At 39.1% G+C, this 12,902-nt stretch carries 12 protein-coding genes and 1 rRNA gene; 7 read left to right on the top strand and 6 right to left on the bottom strand.

Annotated features, from left to right (window positions below):
* Positions 1-57 precede the first annotated feature (57 nt).
* Together ACFQZ9_RS25155 and ACFQZ9_RS25150 are read right to left on the bottom strand one after the other, a co-directional pair.
* Entirely contained in the window at positions 58-843 is a 786-nt protein-coding gene (locus ACFQZ9_RS25155) for a 3-hydroxybutyrate dehydrogenase (protein WP_498946118.1), read from the bottom strand.
* Positions 844-883: 40 nt separating this feature from the next.
* The gene (locus tag ACFQZ9_RS25150; RefSeq protein WP_498946117.1) at positions 884-2,323 is read right to left on the bottom strand and encodes a GntP family permease; all 1,440 of its coding nucleotides are present in this window, start codon (positions 2,321-2,323) and stop codon (positions 884-886) included.
* 644 nt (positions 2,324-2,967) lie between these two features.
* Here ACFQZ9_RS25150 and ACFQZ9_RS25145 point away from each other — a divergent pair.
* The 6 genes from ACFQZ9_RS25145 to ACFQZ9_RS25120 are packed head-to-tail and all read left to right on the top strand — an operon-like array spanning position 2,968 to position 9,029.
* Positions 2,968-4,071 (top strand): amidohydrolase/deacetylase family metallohydrolase, encoded by a 1,104-nt coding sequence (locus ACFQZ9_RS25145; RefSeq protein WP_498946115.1) that lies wholly within the window; start codon positions 2,968-2,970, stop codon positions 4,069-4,071.
* Entirely contained in the window at positions 4,049-5,155 is a 1,107-nt protein-coding gene (locus ACFQZ9_RS25140; protein ID WP_498946114.1) for a DgaE family pyridoxal phosphate-dependent ammonia lyase, read from the top strand. The genes ACFQZ9_RS25145 and ACFQZ9_RS25140 overlap by 23 nt, the downstream gene beginning before the upstream one ends.
* Entirely contained in the window at positions 5,152-5,907 is a 756-nt protein-coding gene (gene dagF / locus ACFQZ9_RS25135) for a KDGP aldolase family protein (RefSeq protein ID WP_498946113.1), read from the top strand. Before ACFQZ9_RS25140 ends, dagF begins: the two co-directional genes overlap by 4 nt.
* Entirely contained in the window at positions 5,900-6,913 is a 1,014-nt protein-coding gene (locus ACFQZ9_RS25130; RefSeq protein WP_498946111.1) for a sugar kinase, read from the top strand. Before dagF ends, ACFQZ9_RS25130 begins: the two co-directional genes overlap by 8 nt.
* A 16-nt stretch (positions 6,914-6,929) precedes the next feature.
* A complete protein-coding gene (locus tag ACFQZ9_RS25125; protein WP_498946109.1) occupies positions 6,930-7,652 on the top strand; it encodes a GntR family transcriptional regulator in 723 nt (240 codons plus the stop codon).
* Between the two features lie 51 nt (positions 7,653-7,703).
* Entirely contained in the window at positions 7,704-9,029 is a 1,326-nt protein-coding gene (locus ACFQZ9_RS25120; RefSeq protein WP_498946108.1) for a GntT/GntP/DsdX family permease, read from the top strand.
* An 82-nt stretch (positions 9,030-9,111) separates the two neighbouring features.
* Here ACFQZ9_RS25120 and ACFQZ9_RS25115 read toward each other — a convergent pair whose 3' ends face one another.
* Positions 9,112-10,053 (bottom strand): metal ABC transporter substrate-binding protein, encoded by a 942-nt coding sequence (locus ACFQZ9_RS25115; protein ID WP_498946107.1) that lies wholly within the window; start codon positions 10,051-10,053, stop codon positions 9,112-9,114.
* 307 nt (positions 10,054-10,360) lie between these two features.
* Positions 10,361-11,167: a GDSL-type esterase/lipase family protein gene (locus tag ACFQZ9_RS25110; RefSeq protein ID WP_498946106.1), complete on the bottom strand. Its 807-nt coding sequence runs from the start codon at positions 11,165-11,167 to the stop codon at positions 10,361-10,363.
* A gap of 228 nt (positions 11,168-11,395) precedes the next feature.
* Between ACFQZ9_RS25110 and ACFQZ9_RS25105 the strand changes: the two genes are divergently transcribed.
* Positions 11,396-12,331, top strand: coding sequence for a hypothetical protein (locus tag ACFQZ9_RS25105; RefSeq protein ID WP_498946104.1), 936 nt, complete (start codon positions 11,396-11,398; stop codon positions 12,329-12,331).
* 127 nt (positions 12,332-12,458) lie between these two features.
* On the opposite strand, the gene ACFQZ9_RS25100 is transcribed toward ACFQZ9_RS25105, so the two are convergent.
* Together ACFQZ9_RS25100 and rrf are read right to left on the bottom strand one after the other, a co-directional pair.
* Positions 12,459-12,602, bottom strand: coding sequence for a hypothetical protein (locus ACFQZ9_RS25100; RefSeq protein ID WP_198313725.1), 144 nt, complete (start codon positions 12,600-12,602; stop codon positions 12,459-12,461).
* Positions 12,603-12,820: 218 nt separating this feature from the next.
* A 5S ribosomal RNA gene (gene rrf / locus ACFQZ9_RS25095) occupies positions 12,821-12,902 on the bottom strand; the annotation flags it as partial.

Genomic DNA, 12,902 nt, shown 5'->3' with positions numbered 1-12,902 from the left:
AAAGCTATCCATTCCTAGCAAAATTTTACTAAAACACCCGTCCAGCTTCCGGACGAATTATTGCGCCGTATAACCGCCGTCCAAGATCACAGCTTGCCCTGTTACGCCTCTTCCTTTATCACTCGCCAAAAAGACGGCATAGTCAGCAATTTCAGATACAGATAATAGCCTTTTTTGTGGGACAAGCGGCAAGAGGACTTCTCCAATCACACTGTCCAAGCTTACATTTCTTGTTTTGGCTAAATCAGCTAATTGATTTCTGACAAGCGGTGTATCCACATAGCCCGGGCATAAAGCATTGACCGTAATTCCATGCTCGGCACCCTCCAAGGCTGCCACCTTTGTCAAACCAATCACCCCATGCTTAGCACTATTGTAGGCCGCTTTGCCAGCAAACCCGATGACTCCATTAATGGAGGCCATATTGATGATTCTGCCAAACTTTTGCTCCTTCATGAGCGGGAATACGTTTTTGATTCCGATAAATGGAGCTGTTAGCATAATGTCGATCAGTAATTTAAATTTTTCCGTTGGGAATTCTTCAATCGGTGCAACATACTGCATCCCGGCATTATTGACTAAAATATCAATCTTTCCAAAAGTCTTCTGTGCCAATTCAATCCCATTCTTAAAAGCTTCCTCGTCGGTCACATCACACTGAGCAGCTAATGCTTTAAATCCCAGCTCCTTTAATTCCAATACCACTTGCTCACTTTTTTCAGCATTCAAGTCTGAAATCACTACATTTGCTCCTTCATGGGCAAATGTCTTAGCAATTTCGAGCCCAATCCCGCTTGCGGAGCCGGTAATAAATGCTGTTTTTCCTTCTAATGCTTTTGTCATGATAGCTTCTCCTTAATTTACGAGTATAATAGTCTCCCCCTTAAACAATGCCAAAGAGGGTGTAAAGGGCAATGATAAAGAACACAGCGATGGTTTTAATAATCGTTACGGCAAAGATATCTTTATAAGATTGCTTGTGTGTTAACCCTGTAACAGCAAGCAAGGTAATAACTGCTCCGTTGTGCGGAAGGGTGTCCATACCGCCGGATGCCATTGCTACAACACGGTGCATCACTTCCGGAGGAATATTAGCAGCCGCAATCGCCTGGTTATACTTATCAGCCATCGCACCAAGGGCAATCCCCATACCGCCGGATGCCGATCCCGTTATTCCGGCAAGCGTACTCGTAGTCACTGCGCCATTGACAAGTGGATTATGGAAGGTCCCTGAAATACCTCCACTAATCTTAGCAAAGCCTGGAAGTGCCGCGATAATTCCACCGAACCCGTACTCCGCACCAGTATTCATAGTGGCTAAGAGAGAGCCAGCAATAGATGTGTTTAGTCCCTCTTTCAAATTCTTCGTCACCTTTTTCCAATCATAAAGAAGCGAAGTAAGAATCCCCACGATCAGTGCCATAATAATCGCCCATATCGCTGCAGTCGTAGTCACATCCACTGTATACGTTTTCAAGCCAATCGCTGAAAAATCAAATCCGTTTGGATACCATTTCGGGATATAGGTAATAAACACTTTATTCATGACCCCGACAAGGATCAGCGGAACAAAGGCAAAGATCTGTTTTCCAAGCGGCTGCTTTGCCGTTAAATCCGGACCTGCCGCTTCGTTTGGATTCTCTTTCATTTTTTCCAATGCAGCTGCGGTTTCAGCCTCAAACCCGTAATACCCTTCACCCGCTTTTTCCGCTTGTTTTCTTCTCATCTCCAGATACAACAAACCGACAATAAAAACAAAAATAGCGCCAATCGTCCCTAAGGTTGGTGCAGCATAGATATTGGTTTTAAAGAAAGCGATTGGAATAACGTTTTGAATTTGAGGTGTTCCTGGTAAAGCATCCATTGTGAACGTAAAGGCACCGAGTGCGATCGTACCTGGAATAAGTCTTTTTGGAATATTTGCCTGTCGGAACATTTGAGCAGCAAATGGATAGATGGCAAACACAGCTACAAACAAGCTGACACCGCTATAAGTTAAAATGGCCCCCAATAGGACAATCGTTACGATCGCCCGTTTGGCTCCAAGCAGGCGGACAATCGTCCTAGCGATGGATTCTGCAATCCCCGACATTTCAACAACCTTCCCAAAAATAGCCCCCAATAAAAAGACAGCAAAATACGACTTAATAAAGCCCACCATTTTTTCCATAAACACACCGGAAAAGAAAGGTAAAACATGACTTGGAGCAACGAGAACAACCGCTAAGAGTGCGCAAATCGGAGCAAATAAAATAACAGAATAACCGCGGTAAGCAACAAACATTAACAGCCCAAGTGCTAGTAAAATGACGAATAAATCCATATGAATCCCCCTTTTAAAGTTCGTTCCTTCTCTTTACGAATTTTTTCATGAACCCGTAATTATTTTTCTTGTCTATCATAGACCCCACCCAAGTTCTATGAAAACGGTATCATTTTGGTCCAAACAACTTCCTTAGAAAAGCGGACACTAAGTTCTTCTGTGATCCCCCATCAATCCATCTGCCGCCTATAAACGATGTTTCTCCTTCATGCACCCCCTTAAAATGTTCATAAGTTCATGCGCTATTCTAATAAATGCAAGTATCGTGCCAATGTAAAAAACTAGATACTTACAGAAACAGCCTCATTCGTTCATTCCGAAAAGACGGAAAATTCCTGATTTCTGGAAATCGATTTTAAATATTCCCGTTTTTCGGAATTTTTAGAGATGTCGACCTGCTTTATTGTTTATAAAATCGAATTTAGTGTTGATATCCTAAAAAGCCTCTATGACTAATCCACTTTAGTTAAGACCATACTTTGGAGAGAATCAATACAGGAATTGCCATTTATTAGAAACTAAACATTATAACGTTATATTGACTGATTCAAAAATACGTGTTAATCTAATTTTGCAAAGAGAAAAAGTAAACGGACAATGAACCCTTTACTTTGATTAAGGCTTACCAAAAGGGATGATTAAAAATGACAGCAAGGTTCGTTCTGCAGAATGTAAAAATGACAGATGAAACTGCTGCAGATATTGTAGTAGAAAACAAAAAAATCGTAGAAATTGCTCCGCCGGGTACTGGAGTCGGAGAAAAAATCATCGATTTTAAAAGCAAAGTCTATGTTTCCAGTGGATGGATTGACATGCATGTACACGCCTTTCCGGAATTCGATCCGTATGGAGATGATATTGACGAGATTGGTTATAAATTAGGTGTAACAACCATTATTGATGCCGGAAGCACCGGAGCCGATCGAATACATGACTTGGTGAGCAATTCGAAAAAGGCCAAAACAAATGTATTCGCTTTCTTGAATATTTCACGAATCGGTTTAAAGCAAATCGATGAGCTATCGGATCTTTCTTGGCTGGATGAACAAAAATTACGAAATGCCGTAAAAGAAAACAAAGATTTTATAGTCGGACTCAAAGCAAGGATCAGCAAAAGCGTGGTTGGTCCCAACGGTGTCGAACCTTTAAAAATAGCTCGTGAGTTTTCAAAGGAAACCGATTTACCGCTTATGGTTCACATTGGATCAGGTCCTCCGGATATTAATGAGGTCCTCGATTTACTCGAGAAAAACGATGTGATTACCCATTACTTAAATGGGAAAGCCAATAATTTATTTGAGGAATCTGGAAAACCACTTCCAAAGCTTATGAATGCAATCGAACGAGGAGTTCATTTGGATGTTGGTCATGGGAATGCAAGCTTCTCTTTCCAAACAGCGGAGCAGGCAAAAGAACATGGGATTCACTTTAACACGATCAGTACAGATATCTATCGAAAAAATCGGCTCCATGGACCTGTCTATAACATGGCAAACATTTTAACAAAGTTTTTGTATATGGGTTATCCCCTTAAAGAGGTCATTGATGCTGTTACCGTTAATGCAGCCAAGTGGTTAAAAAAGCCAGCACTTGGGAGAATTTTAGCAGGAGATATCGCAAACCTCACATTATTTTCAGTGGAAGATCAAGCGGTTACCTTGCTGGATTCTGAAGGCGAAGAACGACAAGCGGACCAAAAGATTGTTGTAAAAGGAGTGGTGATCAATGGAGAATACATTGAATGCTAAATATGGTTTAAAAAGAGTGATTAATGGAAGCGGAAGAATGAGTATTTTAGGCGTTTCAGCCCCAACAGATACAGTAATGGAAGCAATGAAAATTGGCGGACAAAATTACGTTGAGATCGCTGATTTAGTTGATAAAGCAGGCGAACATATTGCCGCTCTAATTCAATCCGAGGCAGCGGTTGTCGTAAACTCTGCATCAAGTGGAATTGCTCTTTCCGTAGCGGCAATTGTCACTGAAGGAAACCGTCGGAAAAGTGAACGACTTCACCAAGAAAATATTCAAAAAAATGAGATCATCATGCTGAAAGGCCATAATGTCCAATATGGAGCACCCGTCGAAACCATGGTTTTTCTTGGGGGCGGGAAGCTTGTTGAAGTTGGCTATGCCAATGAAGGAAAAGCCGAGCATATCGCAGATGCAATCACAGAGAATACAGCTGCAATTTTGTATGTAAAATCTCATCATGCTGTTCAAAAAAATATGATTTCCGTTGAAGAAGCCTGGGAAGTTGCACAGGCACATAACGTTCCTCTCATCGTCGACGCCGCTGCTGAAGAAGATTTGAAAAAATATGTTCAAGTTTCCGATTTAGCCATTTATAGCGGTTCGAAAGCGATTGAAGGACCAACGTCTGGAATCGTTGCTGGAAAGCAAAAATATATCGAATGGCTAAAAGTCCAGCTTCATTGTATTGGAAGAAGCATGAAGGTTGGGAAGGAAACCACCTTTGGCCTCCTGCAGGCATTGGATGAATATTTTGTCAAAAAAGACAATAGCGAAAAAGAAAAAGCCAGTCTTGAAGTGCTTACATCCCTTTCAAATCTAGAGGGTGTAAAAGTAACAATTGTACAAGATGAAGCTGGCCGAGCTATTTTTAGAGCACGGATTCAAATTGATCCTTCTGTGACCAAAACAACAGCAAAAGAAGTAAATGACAAGCTAAAGAATGGGGATATTGCCATCTACACAAGGGATTACGGAATTCGCCAAGGATTCTTTGATATTGATCCACGCCCGCTGCAAGGTGATGACATCTATGTAATCGAAGCGAGATTAAAATCAATTCTGGGAGGAGAAATATGATGAACATCGAAAAACGTTTTTATCAAAATCGTGTGGCTTTGAATGTCCTGGCTAATAGTATTGAAAATGCAAAGGAAGTTTTTGAAGCTGCGGAAGGACATGTGTTAGTAGGTGTACTTTCAAAGGATTATCCGACTGTAGAGGCCGCGGTTACGGCTATGAAAGAATATGGAGTAGCTATTGATGAAGCGGTATCGATTGGATTAGGTGCTGGTGATAATAAGCAGGCTGCAATTGTCGCAGAAATTGCTAAATATTATCCTGGAAGCCATATTAATCAGGTCTTCCCTGCTGTAGGAGCTACACGGGCAAATTTAGGAGCAAAAGATAGCTGGATTAACTCCCTTGTCTCTCCAACTGGAAAAGTTGGGTACGTAAATATTTCTACTGGCCCTATCAGTGCCGGATCTGAGGAAACAGCGATTGTCCCAATAAAAGCTGCGATTGCACTTGTTCGCGATATGGGTGGAAATGCATTGAAATACTTCCCGATGAAGGGCTTAAAACATGAAGATGAATTTCGTGCTGTCGCAAAGGCGTGCGGTGAGGAAGGATTTGCGTTAGAACCCACGGGCGGAATTGATTTAGATAATTTTGCGAAAATTTTAGAAATCGCCTTAGAAGCAAATGTGCCTAAAATTATTCCTCATGTGTATTCGTCAATTATTAATAAAGAGACTGGGAAGACGAATGAGGAAGATGTAAGAAAATTATTAGCCATCACAAAAGATCTGGTTGCTCAATATGCCTAAAAAAATCGTTGCATTTGGAGAAGTGATGATGCGTTTGCAGGTGCCGGGTTATGAACTCCTGACACAAGCGAACACATTACAATACTCTTTTTCAGGCACGGGAGTAAACGTTGCTTCTGCCATGACCAAACTTGGCTATGATGGATATCTTGTGACAAAATTACCGGATAATCCTTTAGGTGATGCGGCTATCTCTTTCTTGCAGCGCTTAGGAATTAGGAGAGATTTCATTTCCAGAGGCGGCAAATATGTGGGTATGTATTTCTTAGAAAATGGCTTTGGACAGCGTGCAAGCCGTGTTACCTATACGAATCGATTGGAAAGCAGTTTTAATACAGCTCACGTTTCTGATTATGACCTCGATTTGATTGCTGAAAGTACGGATATTATCCACTTTTGCGGGATCACGCTTGCGATGACCGATCAGGTCCGTGAGAGCATGAAAATACTGGCTAAAAAAGTAAAAGAAAAAGGCGGCCTTGTCTGTTTTGATTGTAATTACCGCCCATCCTTATGGGACGGAGGCTATACAAAAGCAAAACCTCATTATGAAGAGATGCTTGATTTAGCCGATATCGTGATGATGAATGAAAAAGATGCGATGTTTATTTTAGGAATGGAGACAGAAAAAAACTCAAAGGAAGAACAGCTTATAGAGCTGATTCCTAAAGTAGCTGAAAAGTATCGGATTCAAACGATTGCGGGAACACATCGAGCAATTAATCGGGACAACACCCATTCATTAAGAGGATACATGTTTAAAAAGGGGTCGTTTATATTTTCAGAGAACATTTCTTTTTCTGTATATGATAGAATTGGTGCTGGCGATGCTTATACTAGTGGGATTTTACATGGAGAATTAGCTGGTTTTCCAGCTGAGAAAACAGTCCAGTTTGCAGCCGCTGCAGGTATGCTCGCATGTACCATTGTTGGGGATACCCCGATGTCAACAGAAACGGAAATCCTGTCAGCCATGGCAGGAACAATTGAAGATATAAAAAGGTAAAGGCAGGAGTTAGGGAATGAATGTGAACAGAAAAAAAGGTCCATTGTATTTACAAATTAAAGAAATCTTGAAAGATCGTATTTTACATGGTGAATATGCGATTCACACAAACATTCCCTCCGAGCCTCAATTAGAAGAAGAGTTTAATGTAAGCAAAATTACCGTTCGGAATGCGATTAAAGAACTGGTTCAAGAAGGCTATCTTGAAAAGAAAAGCGGTAAAGGAACGAAAGTGATTGCAAATGTTACCATCGCAAAGCTTTCAAAGGGAAAACGGTTTACTGAAGTTTTGGTAGAGGAAGGCCATCATATTACAAAAAAAATAGTCAGCATAAAGAAGGTTGAATTGTCTTCGGAATCGTTCCTTTACTCTATATTTGGGGATTCCTGCATTCAAATGGAGCGGATCTACTTATTGGACAATGAACCGTATATTTACTTTACTCACTACATTTTACTGGACTTAAGTGATGAAGAGGTACAGGATCTGCAGATTAATTCATTGTATCGCTTTTTAGAGGATCATAATATTCGTCTTGAATCATTTCGGGATGAGTTCGCGGTATCCCTTGCACCTGCTCATATTAGTGAAACATTAAAACTGGAAAAAGACGCAGCGGTATTAAAAAGAATACGACGTTCTAGCGATGAAGCGGGGAATGTATTGGAATATAGTGAAGGGTACTATAATACAGCAAAACAAAACTATATTGTTACCTATAATGATTCCATACAGTAACGGCCTTTATTGCGAGAAATGAAAGCGATTTCTCAAAGGGAGAGGAAAATTATGAATTTATATTTACTGGGCATTACAGTCGTGGCAATCATCATTGTTATCGTAGGTGTATCGTGGTGGAAATGGCATGCCTTCATCAGTTTAACCGTAGCAAGCTTATTTTTAGCTGTTTTTTCAGGGCTGCCAATGGATAAAATCGTCAGCGGGTATGAAACAGGGGTCGGAGCTGTTCTCGGACACCTAGTTGGGATACTAGCTCTTGGTACTATCTTAGGAAAAATGATGTCAGATTCAGGTGCCGGAATGCAAGTTGCAGACTTCTTTATCAGAAAATTCGGTGTTAAGAAACTGCCATGGGCGATGCTTCTTTCAGGCTTTATTATCGGGATTCCAGTATTTTTTGAAGTTGGATTAGTCATCCTCCTACCATTAGTCATATCGATTCGAAAATCAACAAAGCAAAACATACTATTGATCGGGATTCCTGTTCTTGCCGGATTATCGATTGTACATGGTTTAGTCCCGCCACATCCAGGTGCAATGACAGCAATTGGAATTTATAATGCCAATATGGGACATGTTCTTCTTTATTCCTTAATCATTGCTTTTCCAACCGCATTAATTGCCGGTCCTATTTTTGCAAAATGGGTTCACAAACGGGTGGTTCCTGTTGGAGAACCAGAACTAATTCGCGTTGAAACAAAGTCAAATCAATTGCCAGGTACAGGGATCTCCTTCTTTATTATCTTGTTACCAGTTCTTTTAATGGTTCTAACCGTAGTAGCACCTTACCTTTCATTACCTGGATTCATAGAAAGGTTCCTAGTATTTATTGGAAGCCCTGTCATTGCTCTATTAATCTCTTGCTTTGCCGCTTACTTCTTCTTGGGTTACCGCCAAGGAATGGATAAAAATTTATTGAAAAAATTAACAGATGAGTGTTTATTGCCACTGTCTTCCATTATCATTATCATTGGTGCAGGCGGAGGCTTTAAGCAAATTCTCATTGACAGCGGTGTTGGTGATGCCATTGCCAAGATGGCGGAACAGGCTTCCTTATCACCTATTGTCCTTGCCTTCCTAGTAGCTGGACTAATCCGGATTGCAACGGGTTCAGCAACGGTTGCTTTAACAACAGCGGCTGGAATCGTATCACCAGTTGTTGCCCATATGTCAGGTGTAAACTTAGAATTACTCGTCATTGCAACAGGAGCCGGATCACTCATGCTCTCCCACGTCAACGACGCAGGCTTCTGGCTAGTAAAAGAATACCTTGGACTAACCGTAAAAGAAACCTTCAAAACCTGGACCGTAATGGAAACCATCCTATCCTTCGTCGCATTTGGACTAACTTTAATTTTAGATGTATTTATTTAATAACTAATTGACAAAATTCGGGTGGTGACCACCCGAATTTTGTCGATTAACCACCTTTTTGAAGCACCTTCTCATATGAGAATTAATCTGAAATGGATTGTTTTAATGACTCTAGATTTTTTTTCATGACGCCTATATAGTCAAGACCTTTTTCTTGTTCTTCTTTTGTTAATCCTTCTAATGGGTTAAGCACTTCTGTTTTAGCACCTATTTCTTTCGCTAACGTCTGAGCCACTTTAGAGGAAGTAAGTCCCTCAAAATAAATGATTTTTATATTTTTCTTCTTCGTTAAATCAGCTAATTCAGCCAATTTTCCAAGACTTGGTTCCACATCAGGAGATAATCCTGCGATTGGGATTTGCGTTAAACCGTATTGTTTGGCTAAATATCCAAATGCAGCATGTTGTGTAACAAATTCTTTTCTCTTCGCCTTAGCGATGGTTTCTTTGAATAGATGATCCAAATCAACGAGTTGGGATTTAAAAGACGAAGCATTTTTTTCATACTGCACTTTATTTTTGGGATCTTTCTTCTCTAAAGCTTGTGCAATATTGTCAACCTCTTGCTCAGCTAACACAGGAGAAAGCCAAACATGTGGGTCTTTGGATGATGAATGTTCATGATGGTTTTCATCTGCGTCTGAATCTATTGCATTCGTCAATGGAATTCCTTTCGCTGCTTCAACAACAGTTAAGTTTGATTGATCAATGCTGTTTAATACTTTATCAACCCATAATTCAAAGTAACGGCTATTATAGATAAACACATCTGCATCTTGAATTTTAGCCATATCCTTCGCAGTCGGTTCCCAGTCATGAGGTTCTACACCGTTCGGTATTAATAGGTCAACGTTTGCTGAGTTGCCAGCCACTTTTTGGGCAAAATAATACATTGGATAGAAAGTCGTGACAATATGAATCTTTTTTGTTCCATCACTAGCTTTCTTGCCATTAGTCTGTACTGCACTTGAGCAGCCACTTAACAACAAAGCCAAAATAATCAATGGGTATATAATTTGTTTCATGTTCTATTTCCCTCCAATTACCTTTTAATTAGTAATCATTACGATTTAAAACGGATAATTATTTAGTAGAATTTATGTTTTTTAGAAATCAATAAATCGGAAACATTACGAATTGTATCATATAACGATAATTTGTTTATGTCAAATTAAATTTTATATATACGGATAAATGGGGATTTCTATCTATATTTAAGTAAAAAGATTGCCGAAAGATGCATGCAAAAAAAGACAAATCTTGAGATTTGCCTCTTCTACTATTATGATTATATTCACATTATATTATAATCGGTGGACTTTTGGGTTTACATTATTTTGATCCAAATAAAGCCTCTTCACCTAAATCTGCTAGTATCTTTTGCCCTTGTTTAGTTGGATGTATATCTCCTTGAATAATATATTTTGGATGTCCTTCAAAAGCACTATGTGCATTTACTAACTTTATATTTGTATATTGAGTTGGCAAGGCAACCATAGCAATAGCTTGATTTACTTTTGATATTAGAGGATCAGAAACGAAATGCATGGTTGAAAGGGATTGAAATGATTCTAAATGAGTTGGATCTGGTTGAAATGGATTATAAATGTTATATACTGCAATCTGTGCATCCGTAAGTGCTGAAATTTCTTTGATAATTTGATTTAAATTGTTCGTAAAAGTAAGTAGAGTTGATCCAACTAATGGTTGTATAAGCTGCGTTATTTTTTCTTCATTTCCTGTACTAGCAGCCCGAAGAATTTCACTTTGGTACGGAAGGAGCGGTTTAAGGAAATCATTGCTCCCAATATCCAACGTAATATAATTAGCATGTTTAATAGATTGTCTGAAATTTTTATCCGTTTTAATGGCATTTAACAGATCACTAGAAGTCCAGCCGACATTACCTAAGTCTCGAACTCCTAATCCCTTCTCTTCCCCTATAAGATAAGGAAAAGCTAATGACGAAGGCTTAGTATCATCCCCTAAATGGTAACCAAATGTAATAGAATCCCCTAGACCAACCAAATCAATTTTCCCATAAGCATTTCCATTGTTTTCTTTTGCAAAAGAAGTAGTTGAGAACAGTGAACTTGCCAACGCAACAGCAGCTATTGATGCACCCAGTTTTTTCTTCATACATTCCTCCACAGATAAAATTTACTTGCGGTCTTATCATACTGAAAATAGATTATAAATTGTGTCAAAATAATGAGGAGATAAATAATTTTATAGTCTTAATTTACTATTTTTTAAGGACATCTTTTATCAACAACAGGCATAAGTTATTATAAAAATTCCTTAAAAGGAAAATTGCCCTATGGTATAAAAGGGGGGACAAGTACGAAAAACATAGACTTTAGTGATGTGCATAAGTTTTTGGTCTCTCTTGGGTTAGGATCAATCGTTTTTGCTTTTGCCCTGCCCTGGATGCTTATGAAGGAAAAGTTTGATTTGTATCTGCCAAAGAAGACGCTTTTAACTTTTACAAATGAATCACAACGAGTGATCGGGCTAAAAAACGAATCTCTTTATTACCTATTTTCAGTCTTACCTTATCTATCCATCCTTTTAATAATCATTGGCGCAGTATTAATTGTGATAGGGATTTATCCCTGGTGGAAAAAGCAAAGAGACATCGATAATAGCCAGAAGCTAAAGAATATAGCTCAAGAACTTGCCAATAAAAAATTAGAAATAGAATTACAGGATAAATCTCCCCAAGAAAAGGCTGCCGCCATACTAAAAGGAAGCAAGATAACATCCAACCAACACGATGGTGGAGATTTCATGTTGGGTGAAGAGGCTGAAATGCAAACAAAAGAGGTAATCCTAAACCTACCTTTGGACCATTTCAAACCTTTGCCAAATTCAGTTGAAGGAATCCAACAAAACAGTACATCTATCTTAAAGACTTACTATAACATTGAAAAAACAATCATTCAAAAGCTAGAAGCCAAGTATAGTCATCAATATAATCTAGTGTGTGATAAGAAGATCGCAGAGGTCTCGTATGATATTCTGCTATTAAGCAAAATCCATAACAAGCCTGATATTATGGTAGGCATTCATTACAGAACTGCAAACCCGGTTTCACTCGAAGAAACATTAGACCAGCTCGAATCGATGGAGCAGGTTTACCACCTAACAACGAGAAGAAAAGGAACCCCATTCATTGTTTTTGTTGTTGCAGAAGTAATGAAGAAACAATCCGAAAGCAACCTTAAAGAATATATAAATAGCAATAAAGTAATACTTCTATCAGAACAGGAATTATTAGAATGGCAGCCGGAACTAGATTAGATTGATCATCTAAACCACCCAAGGGTGGTTTTTTTAGTTTGAATATGATTAATGTAATAGGTGCAGTAATAAGGCAGCAGAAACCACCCTATAAAACAAAAAAGTTGCCCATGTTTATAGGCAGCTTTTATTTTTCCGAAATATTAGAAATGATTTTCTCAAAAACATCCAATTGGTCCGTAACAATGAAAACAGGAAGAAGCATCATCGCAAGAAATACAACGAGATTCGAACCAATCCCTATTTTAAAAAAACTAGTTAAAAACTTCATAATGGTCCCTTCTTAGTTTTAGTGTTAGTACATACTATGCTGATATATCAAAAGGGATTGGACAATCTGATAAAAAATAAGAATACGGAAAAAACTATCACCATGCTTAAAGGCAAAAAAAACCGCCCAGATCAACTCAGACGGTCTTAATCTAAATATGAAAGAAAACTCTTTAACCATCAAAAAAGACCAACCTTGAACAGGTTGATCTTAATTCTGCCTGGCAACGTCCTACTCTCACAGGGGGACAGCCCCCAACTACCATCGGCGCTGAGAAGCTTAACTTCCGTGTTCGGTATG

Source organism: Neobacillus sp. GCM10027624, from assembly GCF_042675345.1.
Lineage (GTDB): Bacteria > Bacillota > Bacilli > Bacillales > Cytobacillaceae > Neobacillus > Neobacillus cucumis_D.
The sequence above is the reverse complement of the archived record's forward strand: the minus strand, read 5'-3'. Positions and strand labels throughout refer to the sequence as shown.

What these genes read in the sequence shown, in the direction of transcription:
- ACFQZ9_RS25145 (WP_498946115.1), top strand. Translation starts at nt 2,968, where the DNA reads ATGACAGCAAGGTTCGTTCTGCAGAATGTAAAAATGACAGATGAAACT.
- ACFQZ9_RS25125 (WP_498946109.1), top strand. Translation starts at nt 6,930, where the DNA reads ATGAATGTGAACAGAAAAAAAGGTCCATTGTATTTACAAATTAAAGAA.
- dagF (WP_498946113.1), top strand. Translation starts at nt 5,152, where the DNA reads ATGATGAACATCGAAAAACGTTTTTATCAAAATCGTGTGGCTTTGAAT.
- ACFQZ9_RS25115 (WP_498946107.1), bottom strand. Translation starts at nt 10,053, where the DNA reads ATGAAACAAATTATATACCCATTGATTATTTTGGCTTTGTTGTTAAGT.
- ACFQZ9_RS25120 (WP_498946108.1), top strand. Translation starts at nt 7,704, where the DNA reads ATGAATTTATATTTACTGGGCATTACAGTCGTGGCAATCATCATTGTT.
- ACFQZ9_RS25100 (WP_198313725.1), bottom strand. Translation starts at nt 12,602, where the DNA reads ATGAAGTTTTTAACTAGTTTTTTTAAAATAGGGATTGGTTCGAATCTC.
- ACFQZ9_RS25130 (WP_498946111.1), top strand. Translation starts at nt 5,900, where the DNA reads ATGCCTAAAAAAATCGTTGCATTTGGAGAAGTGATGATGCGTTTGCAG.
- ACFQZ9_RS25140 (WP_498946114.1), top strand. Translation starts at nt 4,049, where the DNA reads ATGGAGAATACATTGAATGCTAAATATGGTTTAAAAAGAGTGATTAAT.
- ACFQZ9_RS25155 (WP_498946118.1), bottom strand. Translation starts at nt 843, where the DNA reads ATGACAAAAGCATTAGAAGGAAAAACAGCATTTATTACCGGCTCCGCA.
- ACFQZ9_RS25110 (WP_498946106.1), bottom strand. Translation starts at nt 11,167, where the DNA reads ATGAAGAAAAAACTGGGTGCATCAATAGCTGCTGTTGCGTTGGCAAGT.
- ACFQZ9_RS25150 (WP_498946117.1), bottom strand. Translation starts at nt 2,323, where the DNA reads ATGGATTTATTCGTCATTTTACTAGCACTTGGGCTGTTAATGTTTGTT.